This is a genomic window from Pseudalgibacter alginicilyticus (assembly GCF_001310225.1).
Lineage (GTDB): Bacteria > Bacteroidota > Bacteroidia > Flavobacteriales > Flavobacteriaceae > Pseudalgibacter > Pseudalgibacter alginicilyticus.
In genome coordinates this window covers 3010650-3026937 of the sequence record NZ_CP012898.1, presented here as the reverse complement: position 1 = coordinate 3026937, position 16288 = coordinate 3010650, and the positions used below count along the sequence as shown (strand labels likewise).

Genomic DNA, 16288 nt, shown 5'->3' with positions numbered 1-16288 from the left:
AAACCATAGAAAATTCAAAAAATATAGTATCTTTGCGCACTTATTAATAACCCGAGGTCGAGAACCTCAAATAATTAATTATTATGCCAGTAAAAATTAGATTACAAAGACACGGTAAAAAAGGAAAACCTTACTACTGGATCGTAGCAGCTGATGCACGTTCAAAAAGAGACGGTAAATACTTAGAAAAATTAGGTGCTTACAATCCAAACACAAACCCAGCAACTATTGAATTAAACCTTGATGGTGCTGTAAAATGGCTACAGAATGGTGCACAACCTACTGACACAGCTAAAGCAATTTTATCTTACAAAGGTGCTTTATTAAAAAATCACCTTGCTGGTGGTGTTAGAAAAGGTGCTTTAACAGAAGAGCAAGCTGAAGCTAAATTTACAGCTTGGTTAGAAGAAAAAGCTGGAAAAATTGGTGCAAAATCAGAAGGATTAGCAAAAGCTGAAGCTGAAGCAAAAGCAAAAGCATTAGAAGCAGAAAAAGCCGCTAATGAAGCTCGTATTGCTGCCGCTACTCCTGTTGCAGAAGAGGTTACTGAAGATGCTCCAGAAGCAGTAACTGAAGAAGCTCCAGAAGTAAAAGAAGAAGAATAAAAAAACAAAGATTTTTTATACTTTTAAACTCCGATAACTACTATCGGAGTTTTTTGTTTAATCAAACTATCATAACGTTTTGATTGAATAATTCTCATGAAAATGAGAATTTTACAAATATTATGATAAACTTAAAGAAATTCTCGCTTTGGCGAGAATGACAAATAAACACTTTCAATGAAAAAAAAAGATTGTTTTTACTTAGGTAAAATAGTAAAAAAATACAGTTTTAAAGGCGAACTTTTAATCAAGTTGGACACAGACCAACCAGAACTTTATGAAGATTTGGATGCTATGTTTATTGATGTTAAAAACACCTTAATTCCTTTTTTTATTGAAAGCTCACAATTACATAAATCAGACTTGCTTCGCGTTCAATTTGAAGATGTTTACTCTGAAGCTGATGCCGATGCCTTACTTAAAAGCGAGGTGTTTCTACCTTTAGAATTTCTCCCTAAATTGGAAGGTAATAAATTTTATTTCCACGAAGTTATTGGATTTAGTATCCAAGACACAAACTTTGGAAAAGTTGGAGTTATTAAAGGTGTAAATGATTCTACGGCTCAGGCGCTTTTTGAAATAGATAGAGATGGTATTGAAATTTTAATTCCTATGAACGACGAATTCATTGAAAAGGTAGACAGAAAAAACAAAACCATCTTGGTTAAAACTCCTGAAGGATTAATTGACTTATATCTTTAATTTAAAAAAAGAAAACATTAATTTACGCTACCTGTAAATTATGTCTTTTAATAGTATTCAATGCACTTTGAATATCATCAGTTTGTTTAACCAATAATTTACACACTGATAATGGTAAATTAATTTCCCGTAACAACTCATTATACTTTTCTAAATCCTGTGCTTTCAAGTCTGAAATTTCGCTTAACAAATCGTTTTCGTTTTCTTCAGCAAATAAATCTCTAAGTCGTATCCACGTCCTATAAAAATTATAACTTAACTTTTGCGAGTACTGGGGCTCGCCTCCTAACTTTTTAAGCTCCAAACTTAAATCAACAATAAACTTTTGCCTTGCCATGGCTCTCTTCTTAAAAAAAGCTTTTAAGCCATCATGAGTCAGGTGTTTTTGAGTTTCAGTATATATTTTTACCGATTCATAGTTCATGATTAGTAAATCATTCATTTTAACTAATATATTTTTCGAATAGTCCATATCATTTTTTTTATCTTAGCTCTTAAATGAAACCCGTCATTGAAAGCCAAGTTGTTCCATATCTTATAAGATAACTGAATATTTCATTAACAAGTATTATTTTTAACATAGTTTAATAAAACTTTAAGTTTTTTAACGATTTTTAATCTTATCTAACCTATTTTTCGGCTCTAACTTTTAACTAATGTCAAACAAACCTTTTTCCTTTAAACAATTTACAGTTCTCCAAGACCAATGTGCCATGAAGATTGGCACAGATAGTGTACTATTAGGCGCTTGGACACCATTAGCAGGCAATCCGTTTTCTATTTTAGACATAGGGGCTGGCACAGGGGTTTTATCTCTTATGTTAGCTCAGCGAAGCCGTGCAGAGGTAATTGATGCTCTTGAAATTGACGACTTGACCTATGAGCAGTGTGTTCATAACTTTGAACAATCCCCTTGGGGAGATCGGCTTTTTTGTTACCACGCCTCACTTGAAGAGTTTGTTGACGAAATTGAAGATGACTACGATTTAATTGTTTGCAATCCCCCTTTTTACAGCGAAAATTATAAAACAGATGACTCACAACGAGATTTAGCCAGATTTCAAGATGCAATGCCTTTTGAACATTTACTTGAAAGTGTTTCAATATTACTAAATCCAGAAGGGGTATTTGCCTTAATCATCCCTTTTAATGAAGAAGAAAAATTCATTTCATTAGCATCAGATTTTCTTTTAATCCCAAATAAAATACTTAGAGTTAAAGGTCGCCCTGAATCAGAAACTAAACGAAGTTTAATTGAATTTTCTTTTCATGACACACCAATAAAAATTGAAGAGCTTGTTATAGAAACCGAAAGACATCAATACACACAAGACTACATAGCACTTACCAAGGATTTTTACTTAAAAATGTAAAAAAATTAAGATAGATTGGTTAAATTTAGATGATTCTAAAAAATCTTTTATGCAACCAGACTTATTTGAATCTCCAGACTACTATCAATTAGACGAACTACTTTCTGACGAACATAAATTAATTCGTAAAACTACTCGGGAATGGGTAAAACGCAACATATCTCCAATAATAGAAACTTATGCACAAAAAGCTGAGTTTCCTAAACAAACAATTAAAGGCTTGGCAGAAATAGGTGCTTTTGGCCCTTATATTCCCTTAGAATATGGTGGTGCTGGATTGGATCAAATTTCCTATGGTTTAATCATGCAAGAAATTGAACGTGGTGATTCAGGTATAAGAAGTACCGCCTCCGTACAATCCTCATTAGTTATGTACCCAATTTGGAAGTATGGTAACGAAGAACAACGACAAAAATACTTGCCCAAATTAGCAAGCGGCGAATATATTGGATGTTTCGGCTTAACAGAACCCAACCACGGCAGTAATCCAAGTGAGATGAAATCTAATTTTAATGATAAAGGCGACCATTATTTACTAAATGGCTCAAAAATGTGGATAAGTAACGCACCTTTTGCACAAGTTGCTATTGTTTGGGCTAAAAATGAAAATGGACGTATTCACGGACTAATTGTAGAACGCGGCATGAAAGGATTTACAACGCCAGAAACTTCAAATAAATGGTCGCTTCGAGCCTCTGCCACTGGTGAACTAATTTTTGACAATGTTAAAGTTCCAAAAGAAAACTTACTACCAAATAAATCAGGATTGGGAGCAGCACTTAGCTGTTTAGACTCTGCACGATATGGTATTGCCTGGGGAGCTATTGGAGCTGCCATGGATTGCTATGATACTGCACTTAGGTACAGCAAAGAGCGTATACAATTTGGAAAACCCATAGGTCAGTTTCAACTACAACAAAAAAAATTAGCAGAAATGATAACAGAAATTACCAAAGCACAACTTTTAACATGGAGATTGGGTGTTTTGCGAGATAATGACAAAGCAAGCTCTGCTCAAATTTCTATGGCAAAACGAAACAATGTTAACATGGCAATAAACATTGCCAGAGAAGCTCGACAGCTCTTAGGTGCTATGGGTATTACTGGAGAATATTCTATTATGCGCCATTCTATGAACTTAGAAAGCGTCATTACATACGAAGGCACACATGACATTCACTTACTTATTACCGGTATGGATATTACAGGATTAAATGCTTTTAAGTAATTATTATTGATACCTGTGGTCAAAAAAATAAAATAAGTACCTTTAATATTTAGCTCTTAATTAGTTCACTATGATAAATATCATCTTTATTAAAACTTTTAGACATTAATTTTGAGGAGTATTTTTTATAACTAACTAAAAATAATATTATAGAATTATAATAGATTAAATTTTTTAAATGGAAACAAAAATGACTAACGATACGATTTCACAAAGTAGAAAAGATACAGTTCAGTATATAAATCTGCAATTGGCCTCTTTAGGACAACCACTTTTTCAAGATAATGAAGATGATGCTGAAAAATTTTGTAATCCAAAGCTTCAACAATTGACGAGTGCTTTCACTAAGGGCTTTAAAGAAAAATCTCGTTTGTTATCAAAATATCTATCTCCAGCTGACACAAGAATTCAAAATTTCATAAATGATTATTTAAAAGATGTTACCCTTAATAAATCTTACGAAATCCCTAATGATACTTTGGTTTTAAATCAAAAAGGGCATGCCAGAGAAATTAGTTTACCTCCTAATGGCACCTCTTTTAAAAGTGATGACATTGTTTCTCATAGGATAAAACAAGGTATTTTAAACAATCCCGTTAATGACAAAAGAACTACAAAAGGCACATTTCATATTGTAGAAGGACCTTTACCTGTACCATTAGACAAAAAGGAAGTTCCTAAAATAGCATTTGCTCATTTTTTAAATGCAGCTTTTAGTCCACCAGATGCTTTAAAAACACTGCCTTTTACTGCCAACCAAAAAGATAAAGCAAAAGTATTTGTATCCCTATTATTACGCCCAATGGTTTGCCCAGAAGTAACAGGTGTAATTTCCAAAAAAAGTATGGAAGTCCGCTTTTTTGCTCCAGGAAGTCTGGTAAGTAATTTAGATTTTGTTGAATCTATTTTTGGAAATGCAGGTGATCCAAATTTAGCCCATAATGATGCTGCATTAGATACAGAACACTGGACAGGGCATACTGGCTGTATTATATTAGCTCCACATTTAAAAACACTTAAGAAAAAAGATGTTGGCTTACCACATTGGAATGATGCCACTGAACGTCAAAAAAATGACGGCATGTGTTGGAAAAATGAAGATGAAATTTACAATGACGGTGGTGCTTTTAAAGTAACCTGTAGAGACGACCGAGGTGTGGTTGTAACAATTATTGCCGACAACTATTTTGGTTATTCCAAAAAAGAAATAAAAACTCAAATTAGTTATTCTGCTAATTTATTTGGGTTGGTTGAAGAAGAACACTCAGGTGGAGCTATAGCCTACCCAAGAGGAGTTATGGGTGACATTGTAGATGGTAATGGTTTTTCAAAACGATATGGAAATAAATTTTCTTTCGAGGAAGTTAAAACACTATTAGGAGAACGAATTGATGTTAAACCTGAAAACTATGCCGTTGATAAAAAATATCCAAATTTAATTTACGTTCCAGAAAATGCTTATATAAATACAAATACAAATAGTATTACTTGGAAATATAACAACAAAGAACAGAAATTAACTTTATCTCCTACCAAAACATACATCCACCCAACGGGAAATAAATTTAAATTAGAAAAACACAAGGCTATTTCGTTATGGCGTATTGTAAACACCTCACCCGAAGGTGTCTTTTGCCATAAACCATGTACAGTTTCCGGAGGTGGAAAATCTGAAATTTCAAAATCAATGTTAAATGCTATTACTTATAGTACATTTAATGTTTTAAATATTGATGAAGATTTTAAAAAAGCAGATGAAATCATTGAATACGATTATTCAAAACGTTGGAAAAATTACGATCCAAGTTTACCCCCATCAGAAACTTTTTTGAGTCCTAAACGAACCTTAGGGTCTGCCGTAAGACTATTACAACCTTTAGACGATTTTAGTGATGAATACAACACATTTGTCAAAAACATACCTGTTCATATTCGCTCTTTGGTATTGTTTGTAAAACGATTATACCGTCAAGACCACGATACTCTAAATTGGAAAGAATGTGTTTCTGTTGACATTATTAATGGGCAAAAAGGAACAGGCCTTAATTATTTCAATAATCCAGTTGTTGGTAGTTATGTCCGTATTGGATTTAATCAAGAAGGCCGTTGGTTATTAAACAAATTAAGATCTGATTTTTCTGCAAGTCAAAAAATTCAAATGGAAGACGATATCTCAGCATCTATAACCCTACCTAAAAATCAATTTAAAAATTTAAATCCAGATTTAAAAAATGGAAGTTTTAAAGTTGTAGCAAACTGTGAGAGCTATTTATTTCAACGCCCAGACGAGGCCATTATTAGAGGCTATGACGAAGGCGCCGAACGCGATATCGTTACAGACAACACCTTTTTAACTAATTACGAACTTTTAACAAAAAAGGATGCTATTGAAATTTATGAAGACACTATTAATTTTGATAAATATACCCAACCTGTTAAGGATTTAATTATTAGCATTGTTAACAGTCCAAAGGATGAAGACTATTTTTGCTTACCATCACACACAAGAATTGTAAATGGCGAGCCAACAAAAAATCCAAGATATTTAGAAAAAAACATTTTTATTGATGAAACCGAAGCTAGTTATTTAGGAGAGGTTGGCGTTCGTTTATACAGAAAAATTAAATCTGAGGACCCCGTTATTCATGTGGTTAATGCGGTTTTACCAGGTCGTAGAAATAATCCCGTGGATAAAAAGAACGGCATACGCCCATTAGCTGTTTACAACCCTATTCACTATCAGGAAGCACCAGAAATGTTTATGGATTTTATTTGTAGTCTTACTGGTAAATCACCATCTACAACTGGAGCAGGTTCTGAAGGTGCTTTAACCAAAGGGCCTTTTAATATGTTAACACCAACAACCGATTTAAATAATGCATTACTATCTCATATTCTTACAGATTCAAATGCATTCAGTACAGCTGCTGGTTATGTAGGTGCAGAAAATAAAGTAGACCACGATATAAGTTTATTAATCCCAGAGATTTGGGCGCGTTTAGATGAAAAAGATCGCAACCCTAAATTACTAATAGAAGATGGTTGCCTTGAAAAAATAGAAGATTTTGAATATAAAGGCAAAAAAGTATTAGCAAGCCGTTTAGGATACAGAATAACAAGTAGATTTTCCTTAAGATGCTTGAACAAATTATTTGATGAACCTGTTGCTGTTTTTAACGAAAGAATGTTAAAACCAGAATTACAAGGCATGGAAGATTATGTAGATGGGATTGCCAATATTGTTGAAGCTCAGCAAAAAGTAGCCCTTCGTTATTTTGAAGATGGTAGTATTGATTCAGCAATTCCTCCAATAAAAATATTATTACACATTATGGCTTATGGCACTTATGAAGGCAAAGATATAAGCCATCCAGAGTTAAGACAATATTTTGATAGAGATTACATAATTAATAGCGATTGGTATAAAGACCGATTGAAATTAAAGCAAGCTAAAGACCTACACTTTTATAATTCTCAAATAAACTATTTAGAAACATTTATTGAAAATCCAAACAATGCTGATTTAGTGTCTGAAATGAAAATTAAAGACCAATTAAAAACTGTAAAACAAAAATATAATGAAGTAAAAACGGATGAATACTTTAATAGTTTAATTGGTACTATTGGTGCAGACCCATTGTTTAGAAAATAAACACTAAAATATAATTTACTATTTTTAAAATGCGTTTCTTTTGGAAACGCATTTTTCTTTACATTTACTTTATGTTTTCATCCAAAAAAAGATTAGACAACGCCTATAAATCTGCCAAAATCATTGATTTTGACGACAATAGTAAATTTATATTTTTTAGTGATTGTCACCGTGGCGATAATAGTTTTGCTGACGATTTTGCTAATAATCGCAACATTTATTTTCACGCATTAAAACATTATTATGCTGAAGGCTTTCAATATTGTGAAATTGGTGACGGTGATGAACTTTGGGAAAACCTAAGTTTTCAACCTATTTTTGAAGCTCATAAAAATGTATATATGCTTCTTAAGGAATTCCATAAGAAAAACAGTTTACACATGATATGGGGAAATCATGATATGGTTTATAGAGACCCTAATTATGTAAAAAAACATCTTTATACTTATTTTGACAAAATATTAAGTATTGATGTAGACTTATTCCCTGGCATTGAATATCATGAAGGCATTATTTTAAAACATACAAAAACAAAACAACAATTATTTTTAACACATGGACATCAAGCTGATTGGTGGAATTTTTTATTTTGGAAATGGAGTCGATTTATGGTACGCGTACTATGGAAACCATTAAATGTTATGGGCATTGCAGACCCAACAAGCCCTGCAAAAAATTATAGCGAACTTATAAGAATTGAACGTAGAACTAAAAAATGGATTATTGAAAACAACAATTTAGTAACTATCGTAGGGCATACCCATCGCCCTCGTTTTCCAGAACCTGGTGACATAGCTTATTTTAATGATGGCAGCTGTGTTCACCCAAGAAGTATTACAGGCATTGAAATTGAAAATGGTGAAATTTCACTTATAAAATGGTATATTGACACAAATGATGATGGCGTATTACAAATTGTTAGGATGCTACTTGAAGGCCCAAAAAAACTGATAGATTATAAGACAAACCCATAATAAGTTATATCTAATAATTATTTTTTTAATATAGCGAGACAAACAAAACAGATGAAAAAAACTATTTTAATCTTTATATTTACTCTTGCTTATGGTGGTATTTATATTAAATATTCTAAAAATGGTCCTATTCAAAATTGGAAAATTGACCAAATAAAAAACAATATATCAGAATATTTATTACATGGCTTTATCGATTTGGTAAATGAAAAAATAAAACTAATTAATAACAGATAAATATTTATATAATATTATATAGGATTTCATGCTACAAAAGAGGTACGAAGGCTTTTTGAAAACACCTTACTTATGGAAACATAATGCTATTTTTGGTTTGCAACAATTTGAAATAAATTCAAAATTCAATAGAATTAATAGAGAAATTGATGAAAAACTTCGACTTGGAAAATATGTAGAACGCTTAGTTACTTTTGAGCTTGGACAGCACCATAACGTTTCTATAATTGCTGAAAACATTCAAATTCAGAATAACAAAACAACACTTGGCGAACTGGATTGCCTACTGTTTAAAGATGGCAAGCCTATTCATTTAGAAATTGTTTATAAATTTTATCTATATGACAACACTTGTGGCTTTTTTGAATTAGAACATTTTATTGGACCTAACCGAAAAGATTCACTGATAGAAAAACTTGGTAAATTAAAAGAAAAACAACTTCCTCTTTTATATAATCCCTTTACAGAAAACTACTTAACTCAATTAAAGTTAACGCCAAAAGACATTAAACAGGAAGTCTATTTTAAAGCACAATTATTTATTCCCTATACTCTTAAAAACTTAAAACTAAAAATGTTAAATTCAAAATGTATTATGGGTTTTTACATTAATCCAAATGAACTCAATGAATTTAAAAATTGTACATTTTACATTCCTGATAAAAAAGATTGGTTAACACTTCCTCACCTTTTAGTAAATTGGTTAGATTTTGAAACTTTTAAAAATAATGCAAATAATTATCTTGAACGTAACTTTTCTCCTTTGTTTTGGGTAAAATATAAAAATAATACCTTAACCAAAATGTTCTTAGTTTGGTGGTAGTCACTTACAATACCGGACATTAAAAGGTATAATTAAACTGTTCCTAAAACAAAGAAATAATTACCTCTACAATAGAATACCCAAAATAACAGATACAATGTGTTTACACACTGCTAAAACAAACCTACAACCAAAAGTCTAAATTAAAAACTTATATGTTTTTAACTTTCAGGTGCTAATTCTACTTCAAGACCATTTAACTCCATAGTCATTTGTATCTGGCAACCCAAACGACTATTATCTTTAACATCAAAAGCTTCAGACAGCATAGCTTCTTCATCATCACTCATTTCAGGCAATTCAGTGTCACTAGTTACATAACATTGGCAAGAAGCACACATGGCCATACCTCCACAAACACCTATAGTACCTTCAGGCACTAATTCATAAGATCTCACCACTTCCATAAGGTTCATTGCCATGTCAGTTGGAGCTGCTACTTCATGGGTTACCCCCTCTCTATCTGTTATTTTTATTGTAATATCTGCCATTCTAAAAATTTAGTGAGCAAAAATAAGCAATTAATTTTTAAAAAAAGCATAAATCCTACTAATTTAGTAGACTAATGTAAAAATCTGTAAATAAGATAATTACACAATTATTAAACATAAAATTCTTTGAAAATATTTAAAAATACAGAAATTTAAAACCTAACATAAATCATATTATTACATAATTGAATCTACTAATTTTACAATATCATTTTTTTAAAGTTATATTAATGGGTTCACATATTTCTGATAAAAACACATTTGTTCATTCTGGGATTATTTCAAAAATAGCCAGTAACTCTGTTGTTGTGTCATTAGAGCAGAATGTACATTGCGCTTCGTGTCGTGCAAAAGCAGCCTGTGGAATTTCGGAATCTAATACCAAAGAAATAGAAATTACAAACCCAACTGATTCTTTTAAAATTAATGAAAATGTAAATGTTGTACTGAAAAAAACAATGGGATTAAAAGCCGTATTTTGGGCTTATATATTTCCTTTTATATTGATGTTTTGTACTTTATTAATTACTTCTACATTTTTAGAAGAATGGGTAGCAGGTCTATGGTCTATTTTTATACTAATACCCTATTATACAATACTTTACTTTTTAAAAAACACCTTTAAAAGTGCTTTTAAAATGACCATATTAAAAACGTAAATAATATGTCTGATTCTGTTTTATATAGTGTTTTTCTGTTAGTCTCTTTAGGAATAATTGCAGCCATTGTGCTGTATATAGTTTCTAAGAAATTTTATGTTTATGAAAACCCATTAATTGAAGAGGTTGAAGATTTATTACCTGCCGCTAATTGTGCAGGTTGTGGGTCTCCTGGTTGTAAAGCATTTGCTGAAAAACTTGTTAACACAGAAGATATATCAGACCTTTTCTGTCCCGTTGGAGGCAATGATGTTATGAAGCTTGTTGCTGAAGCATTAGGTAAAGAAGTTGCTGAAAAGGATCCCACATTAGCCGTTTTACGTTGTCAAGGTGGTTGTGATGTAAGACCCAAAACCACAGAATACCAAGGCCCTCGAAACTGTGCCATTTCATCATTAATTTATAGTGGAGAAACCGATTGCCAATACGGATGCTTAGGTGATGGGGATTGCGTTTCTGTTTGTAAGTTTGATGCCATGTACATGGATGAGTCTACGGGGTTACCTGTAATAATTTCAGATAAGTGTACATCTTGTGGTGCTTGCGTTGAAGCATGTCCAAGAGACATTATTGAAATGCGGCCTAGAAACAAGCGAGATTTAAAAATCTTTGTTGGTTGCTTAAATGAAGATAAAGCTGGTATTGCAAAAAAAGCATGTGATGTAGCATGTATAGGATGTTCTAAATGTGAGGACATATGCCCAAAAGATGCCGTAATTATGGTAAATAACTTGGCATATATTGACCCCATTGCTTGTACATTATGTAGAAAATGCGTTGACGTTTGTCCAACCCATTCTATCATAGAAACTAATTTTCCTCCAAAAAAAGTAAAAAAAGCAGCTCCAAAAGTTAAGGCAAATGTTCAACCTGAAAAATCGAAAACTGATGCTTAAAACATTTCCTAAAGGTGGAATTCATCCCACAGAAAACAAAATTACATCTACTGTAGGCATCAAGAAAATGACAGTTCCTAAAGTTGTTTATGTACCCATTTCACAACACATAGGCATCCCTGCAGAAATAGTAGTTAATATTAAAGACAAGGTAGAAATAGGTCAAGTTATTGCTAAATCTGGTGGTTTTGTTTCCTCTAATGTACATGCTCCAGTAGCCGGAACCGTTACAAAGTTAGACCTTATAATTGACACTAGTGGTTATAAAAAACAATGTATTATTATACGAACAGATGCTAAAAATGAATCAAATTTTGAAGACATAGACTATCCTTTAAAAACAGAAATAACAACAGAACCGAAGGATATTTTACAAAAAATAAACGATTATGGTATTGTTGGGCTAGGAGGTGCTACGTTTCCATCACATGTAAAATTAAGTATTAAAGAAGGAACTAATTTAGATCACCTAATAATTAATGGCGTTGAATGCGAACCTTACTTAACTGCAGACCACAGATTAATGCTTGAAAAAGCTAAAGAAATTATAGTTGGCATAAAAATTTTAATGAAGGCTTTACATATTAATAAATCCATTATAGGCATTGAAAACAATAAAAAAGATGCTATTGAAATTTTTAAAAAACTTACTGCTGAAGAAAAAGAAATTAAAGTTGCTGCCTTACAGGTTAAATATCCACAAGGCGGCGAAAAACAACTGATAAGTGCCTTACTTAACCGAGAAGTTCCAAAAAACGGATTGCCTTTAGATGTTGGAGTTATCGTACATAATGTTGGGACTATTTTTGCCATATATCAAGCCATTCAACATAACAAACCCTTAATAGAACGTGTTGTAACTGTTACGGGGAAAAAATTAGAAAACCCTTCTAATTATTGGGTTAAAATTGGAACACCTATTAAAGATTTAGTTGATGAAGTTGGAGGTTTACCAGAAGGAACCCGTAAAATTGTAAATGGAGGTCCCATGATGGGAAAAGCCATAAAAAATCTTGACGTACCAGTTACAAAAGGAACCTCTGGAATTTTAGTTATAGCCGAAGATGAAGCTAGTAGAGGGGAGCCTAAAAATTGTATTCGTTGTGGTGAATGCGTATATGTTTGCCCTATGGGATTAGAACCACATCTTTTAATGAATTTATCAGAAAAAGGCATGTATGAAAAAGCATCACAAGAAGATATCATGACTTGTATTGAATGTGGCTCTTGTAGTTATGTATGTCCTTCGCATCGACCATTGTTAGATTATATCCGATTCGGAAAAAGCATCGTCAAAAAGTTAAATACTGCAAAAAATTAAATATGAGCGCTCAACCAATCATCGTATCAGCTTCACCTCATGTTCACTCAGATAGAACATCAAAAAAACTCATGTATGATGTCGTTATTGCATTAATACCTGCATTTTTAGTCTCTATTTATGTTTTTGGGTTCAATGCTTTAATAGTAACAGCAATAGCTGTGTCCTCATGTATATTATTTGAATATCTAATCCAGAAATTTCTTTTAAAAACAGAGGTAACCATAACTGATGGTTCTGCATTACTCACTGGAATTTTATTGGCTTTTAATTTACCTTCAAGCCTACCTATATGGATGATTATTGTTGGTTCTTTAGTGGCCATAGGTGTTGCTAAATTGTCTTTTGGGGGGTTAGGTTTTAATATTTTTAATCCTGCCTTAGTTGGTCGAGTATTTTTATTGGTTTCATTTCCTGTGCAAATGACAATGTGGCCAACTGCTATTGAAAATAACACAACTCTTATTGATGCCGTTACTGGAGCTACTCCTCTTGGAGTCATTAAGGAGGGTTTGCAATTTGGAGAAACCATGACTGAAATTAGCACTAAAATACCTTCCACAATAAATATGCTTTTTGGTTTTACGGGAGGTTCATTAGGTGAAATGTCTGCATTGGCTTTACTTATCGGCGGACTATACCTAATAATTAGAAAAGTTATTTCTTGGCATATCCCTATAACATTATTAGTAACAACGGCAGTTTTTACTGGTGTTTTCTGGCTTATTGATCCAGAACACTACGCCAATCCTATCATTCATTTATTATCAGGGGGCATCATTCTAGGAGCATTTTTTATGGCTACAGATTTAGTAACAAGCCCAATGACAAAAAAAGGTATGATTGTATTTGCTTTAGGCATAGGAATTATTACCGTATTAATCCGGCTTTTTGGAGCTTACCCAGAAGGTATTTCGTTTGCTATTTTAATCATGAATGCTTTTGTGCCATTAATCAACAAGTATTTCAAACCTAGAAGATTTGGAACTAAAATAAAATCTAAAATCGTGTAATTATGAGTAAAAAAGAATCAACATTTTTAAGTATGGTGGTATCTCTTTTATTGATAACACTTATTTCTGGTTTCGCCTTAGGTTTTGTAAACGATTTAACTATTGAACCAAAAGCGAAGGCAAAATTAGAAAAGAAGATAAATGCTATAAAATTAGTATTACCTGAATTTGACAATAACCCCGTAGAAGATTTTATTAAAATTAAAACAGAATTTTCAAAAGACAGCATTGAAATATATCCCGCTTTTAAAAACAACCAATTTGTTGGTGCTGCTGTTATTAGTCATTCAGAAAAGGGCTTTAGTGGATTGATAAAACTTATGGTTGGTTTTAAAACAGATGGAACCATTCAAAACATAGAAGTTTTGGAACAAAAAGAAACACCTGGATTGGGAACAAAAATGAAAGACGAATCATTTTTACAACAATTTAGAGGTAAAAATGCTTCCAAATTTAATTTAAAAGTAAAAAAAGATGGTGGTGAAGTAGATGCTTTAACTGGAGCTACAATAACCACAAGAGCATTTAGTGAGTCTACACAAATGGCTAATGACATTTTTATAAATAATATTGAAGTCATCAATCAACCAAATCATTAATCATTATGGCTGAAACAATAAATAAAAAACAAATTTTCTTAAAAGGTATCATAAAGGACAACCCAATTTTCGTGATGCTTTTAGGCATGTGTCCTACTTTGGGGGTTACCTCATCAGCCTTTAACGGTTTAGGAATGGGAATTGCAACATTGTTTGTATTATTAATGTCAAACATTGTGGTGTCATTAGTTAAAAGTCAAATACCGAGTAAAGTAAGAATTCCTGCATTCATAATAATAATAGCATCCTTTGTTACCATTGTTGAAATGGTTTTAGAAGCTTTCATTCCATTCTTATACGAACAATTGGGAATTTTTATCCCTCTAATTGTAGTAAACTGTTTGATATTGGGAAGAGCTGAGTCTTTTGCTTCAAAAAATAATGTTATGGCTTCTATTTTAGATGCATTAGGTATGGGATTGGGGTTTGTATTAGCACTAACTCTTTTAGGAGCTGTTAGAGAAATATTAGGAAGTGGTAGTTTATTTGGATTGTCATTTGTAGCAGAGAATGCCAATACCTTTATACTATTTATTTTACCACCTGGCGCATTCATAGCTTTGGCGTATCTAACTGGAATTTTCAATAAATTAACTACTAAAACTACTTAAAAGTATGGATTATGTAATTATACTCATAGCAGCCGTATTTGTAAATAATATTGTATTATCACAATTTTTAGGCATTTGTCCTTTTTTAGGTGTTTCCAATAAAGTATCTACTTCTGTAGGAATGTCTGGTGCCGTTTTGTTTGTAATGACTATTGCCACTACGGTAACCTATTTATTACACGAATATATATTAGTCCCCGTTGGATTAAATTATTTAAGAACCATCACCTTTATATTGGTAATTGCAGCATTAGTACAAATGGTTGAAATTATTTTAAAAAAGGTAAGTCCTCCATTATATCAAGCTTTGGGAGTTTTTCTTCCATTAATTACTACTAACTGCGCGGTATTAGGTGTTGCTATTTTAGCCTTAGGCTTGGATAATTCTAGCCTTATCAAAGCTGTATTCTTTGCTGTTTCAAACTCCATTGGATTTGCATTAGCCTTAATAGTTTTTGCTAGCATTAGAGAACAGTTGGAACTTGCTAACATCCCTGAAGGTATGAAAGGCGTACCTATTAATTTGTTAGTTGCTGGACTTTTATCCTTAGCTTTTTTAGGATTTACAGCCTTAGTTTAAAAAACACAATTTACATTAGAGTTAATACTTAATAAGAAAAAAATCATTTATTACTCATTAGGTGACAAAAATCATGTTTAAATCATAAAATGAAAATTATATTTACTCATCTAAATAAATAACATTATGGCGATAATAATAACCGATGAATGCATTAACTGTGATGCCTGTCTTGCAGAGTGTCCAAACAATGCAATCTATGAACCAGCTCAAGAATGGGCTTATGCAGATGAAACTGCTTTAAGTGGAATTACTAACCTTCCAAATGGAGAAGAAATAGATGCTGACGCAATGAACGAACCAATCTCCGAAGATTTTTACTTTATTGTACCAGATAAATGTACAGAATGTAAAGGCTTTCATGACGAACCTCAATGTGCTTCTGTCTGCCCTGTAGACTGTTGCATATTAGATGAAAACTATGTTGAAAGTGAGGAAGCTTTATTAGAGAAAAAAGCTTGGCTTCACGCTGAATAACTATTAATATAATAAGAGTTACATTTTTTTTTGTTATGTAAAATATC

The 16288-nt window shown here is 32.2% G+C and carries 18 protein-coding genes; 16 read left to right on the top strand and 2 right to left on the bottom strand.

The genetic code is table 11. From position 1 onward, the window contains the following. Window positions 1-83 precede the first annotated feature (83 nt). Both APS56_RS12545 and rimM read left to right on the top strand, forming a co-directional pair. Complete coding sequence (locus APS56_RS12545; protein WP_054728766.1) at window positions 84-605, top strand: 30S ribosomal protein S16; 522 nt, start codon at window positions 84-86, stop codon at window positions 603-605. A gap of 177 nt (window positions 606-782) precedes the next feature. Next, window positions 783-1307 (top strand): ribosome maturation factor RimM, encoded by a 525-nt coding sequence (rimM, locus tag APS56_RS12540; RefSeq protein ID WP_054728764.1) that lies wholly within the window; start codon window positions 783-785, stop codon window positions 1305-1307. A gap of 22 nt (window positions 1308-1329) precedes the next feature. Here the strand turns inward: rimM and APS56_RS12535 are convergent, their stop codons facing one another. Next, on the bottom strand, window positions 1330-1779 hold the full coding sequence (locus APS56_RS12535; RefSeq protein WP_082379344.1) for a PA2169 family four-helix-bundle protein: 450 nt from the start codon (window positions 1777-1779) through the stop codon (window positions 1330-1332). A 184-nt stretch (window positions 1780-1963) separates the two neighbouring features. Here APS56_RS12535 and APS56_RS12530 point away from each other — a divergent pair, with 184 nt between their 5' ends. The 6 genes from APS56_RS12530 to APS56_RS12505 all read left to right on the top strand — a co-directional run bounded on the left by APS56_RS12530 (window position 1964) and on the right by APS56_RS12505 (window position 9594). Continuing rightward, on the top strand, window positions 1964-2680 hold the full coding sequence (locus APS56_RS12530; protein ID WP_054728759.1) for a tRNA1(Val) (adenine(37)-N6)-methyltransferase: 717 nt from the start codon (window positions 1964-1966) through the stop codon (window positions 2678-2680). Window positions 2681-2729: 49 nt separating this feature from the next. After that, entirely contained in the window at window positions 2730-3908 is a 1179-nt protein-coding gene (locus APS56_RS12525; RefSeq protein WP_054728756.1) for an acyl-CoA dehydrogenase family protein, read from the top strand. Between the two features lie 190 nt (window positions 3909-4098). Beyond that, the gene (locus tag APS56_RS12520; protein WP_236778419.1) at window positions 4099-7560 is read left to right on the top strand and encodes a PPi-type phosphoenolpyruvate carboxykinase family protein; all 3462 of its coding nucleotides are present in this window, start codon (window positions 4099-4101) and stop codon (window positions 7558-7560) included. A 71-nt stretch (window positions 7561-7631) separates the two neighbouring features. Continuing rightward, window positions 7632-8534, top strand: coding sequence for a metallophosphoesterase family protein (locus tag APS56_RS12515; protein ID WP_054728751.1), 903 nt, complete (start codon window positions 7632-7634; stop codon window positions 8532-8534). A 51-nt stretch (window positions 8535-8585) separates the two neighbouring features. After that, the gene (locus tag APS56_RS12510; protein ID WP_054728749.1) at window positions 8586-8771 is read left to right on the top strand and encodes a hypothetical protein; all 186 of its coding nucleotides are present in this window, start codon (window positions 8586-8588) and stop codon (window positions 8769-8771) included. 28 nt (window positions 8772-8799) lie between these two features. Next, window positions 8800-9594, top strand: a complete 795-nt coding sequence (locus APS56_RS12505) for a DUF1853 family protein (protein WP_054728747.1) — start codon at window positions 8800-8802, stop codon at window positions 9592-9594. Between the two features lie 161 nt (window positions 9595-9755). On the opposite strand, the gene APS56_RS12500 is transcribed toward APS56_RS12505, so the two are convergent. After that, a complete protein-coding gene (locus APS56_RS12500) occupies window positions 9756-10085 on the bottom strand; it encodes a 2Fe-2S iron-sulfur cluster-binding family protein (RefSeq protein WP_054728744.1) in 330 nt (109 codons plus the stop codon). A 230-nt stretch (window positions 10086-10315) separates the two neighbouring features. On the opposite strand from APS56_RS12500, the gene APS56_RS12495 reads away from it, so the two are divergent. From APS56_RS12495 to APS56_RS12460, 8 genes are all read left to right on the top strand, one after another. Then, a complete protein-coding gene (locus APS56_RS12495) occupies window positions 10316-10744 on the top strand; it encodes a SoxR reducing system RseC family protein (RefSeq protein ID WP_054728743.1) in 429 nt (142 codons plus the stop codon). A gap of 5 nt (window positions 10745-10749) precedes the next feature. After that, window positions 10750-11640 carry a Fe-S cluster domain-containing protein gene (locus APS56_RS12490; protein ID WP_054728740.1) on the top strand — a complete coding sequence of 297 codons (891 nt, stop codon included), beginning with the start codon at window positions 10750-10752 and terminating at the stop codon, window positions 11638-11640. Next, entirely contained in the window at window positions 11633-12961 is a 1329-nt protein-coding gene (gene rsxC, locus APS56_RS12485) for an electron transport complex subunit RsxC (RefSeq protein WP_054728737.1), read from the top strand. The genes APS56_RS12490 and rsxC overlap by 8 nt, the downstream gene beginning before the upstream one ends. A 2-nt stretch (window positions 12962-12963) precedes the next feature. Then, entirely contained in the window at window positions 12964-13974 is a 1011-nt protein-coding gene (locus APS56_RS12480; protein ID WP_054728734.1) for an RnfABCDGE type electron transport complex subunit D, read from the top strand. A gap of 2 nt (window positions 13975-13976) precedes the next feature. Beyond that, a complete protein-coding gene (locus APS56_RS12475) occupies window positions 13977-14573 on the top strand; it encodes an RnfABCDGE type electron transport complex subunit G (RefSeq protein ID WP_054728731.1) in 597 nt (198 codons plus the stop codon). A gap of 5 nt (window positions 14574-14578) precedes the next feature. After that, window positions 14579-15184: an RnfABCDGE type electron transport complex subunit E gene (locus tag APS56_RS12470; protein ID WP_211259723.1), complete on the top strand. Its 606-nt coding sequence runs from the start codon at window positions 14579-14581 to the stop codon at window positions 15182-15184. 4 nt (window positions 15185-15188) lie between these two features. Next, entirely contained in the window at window positions 15189-15764 is a 576-nt protein-coding gene (locus APS56_RS12465; protein ID WP_054728729.1) for an electron transport complex protein RnfA, read from the top strand. Window positions 15765-15890: 126 nt separating this feature from the next. Further along, a complete protein-coding gene (locus APS56_RS12460) occupies window positions 15891-16241 on the top strand; it encodes a 4Fe-4S dicluster domain-containing protein (protein WP_054728726.1) in 351 nt (116 codons plus the stop codon). Window positions 16242-16288: the final 47 nt, after the last annotated feature.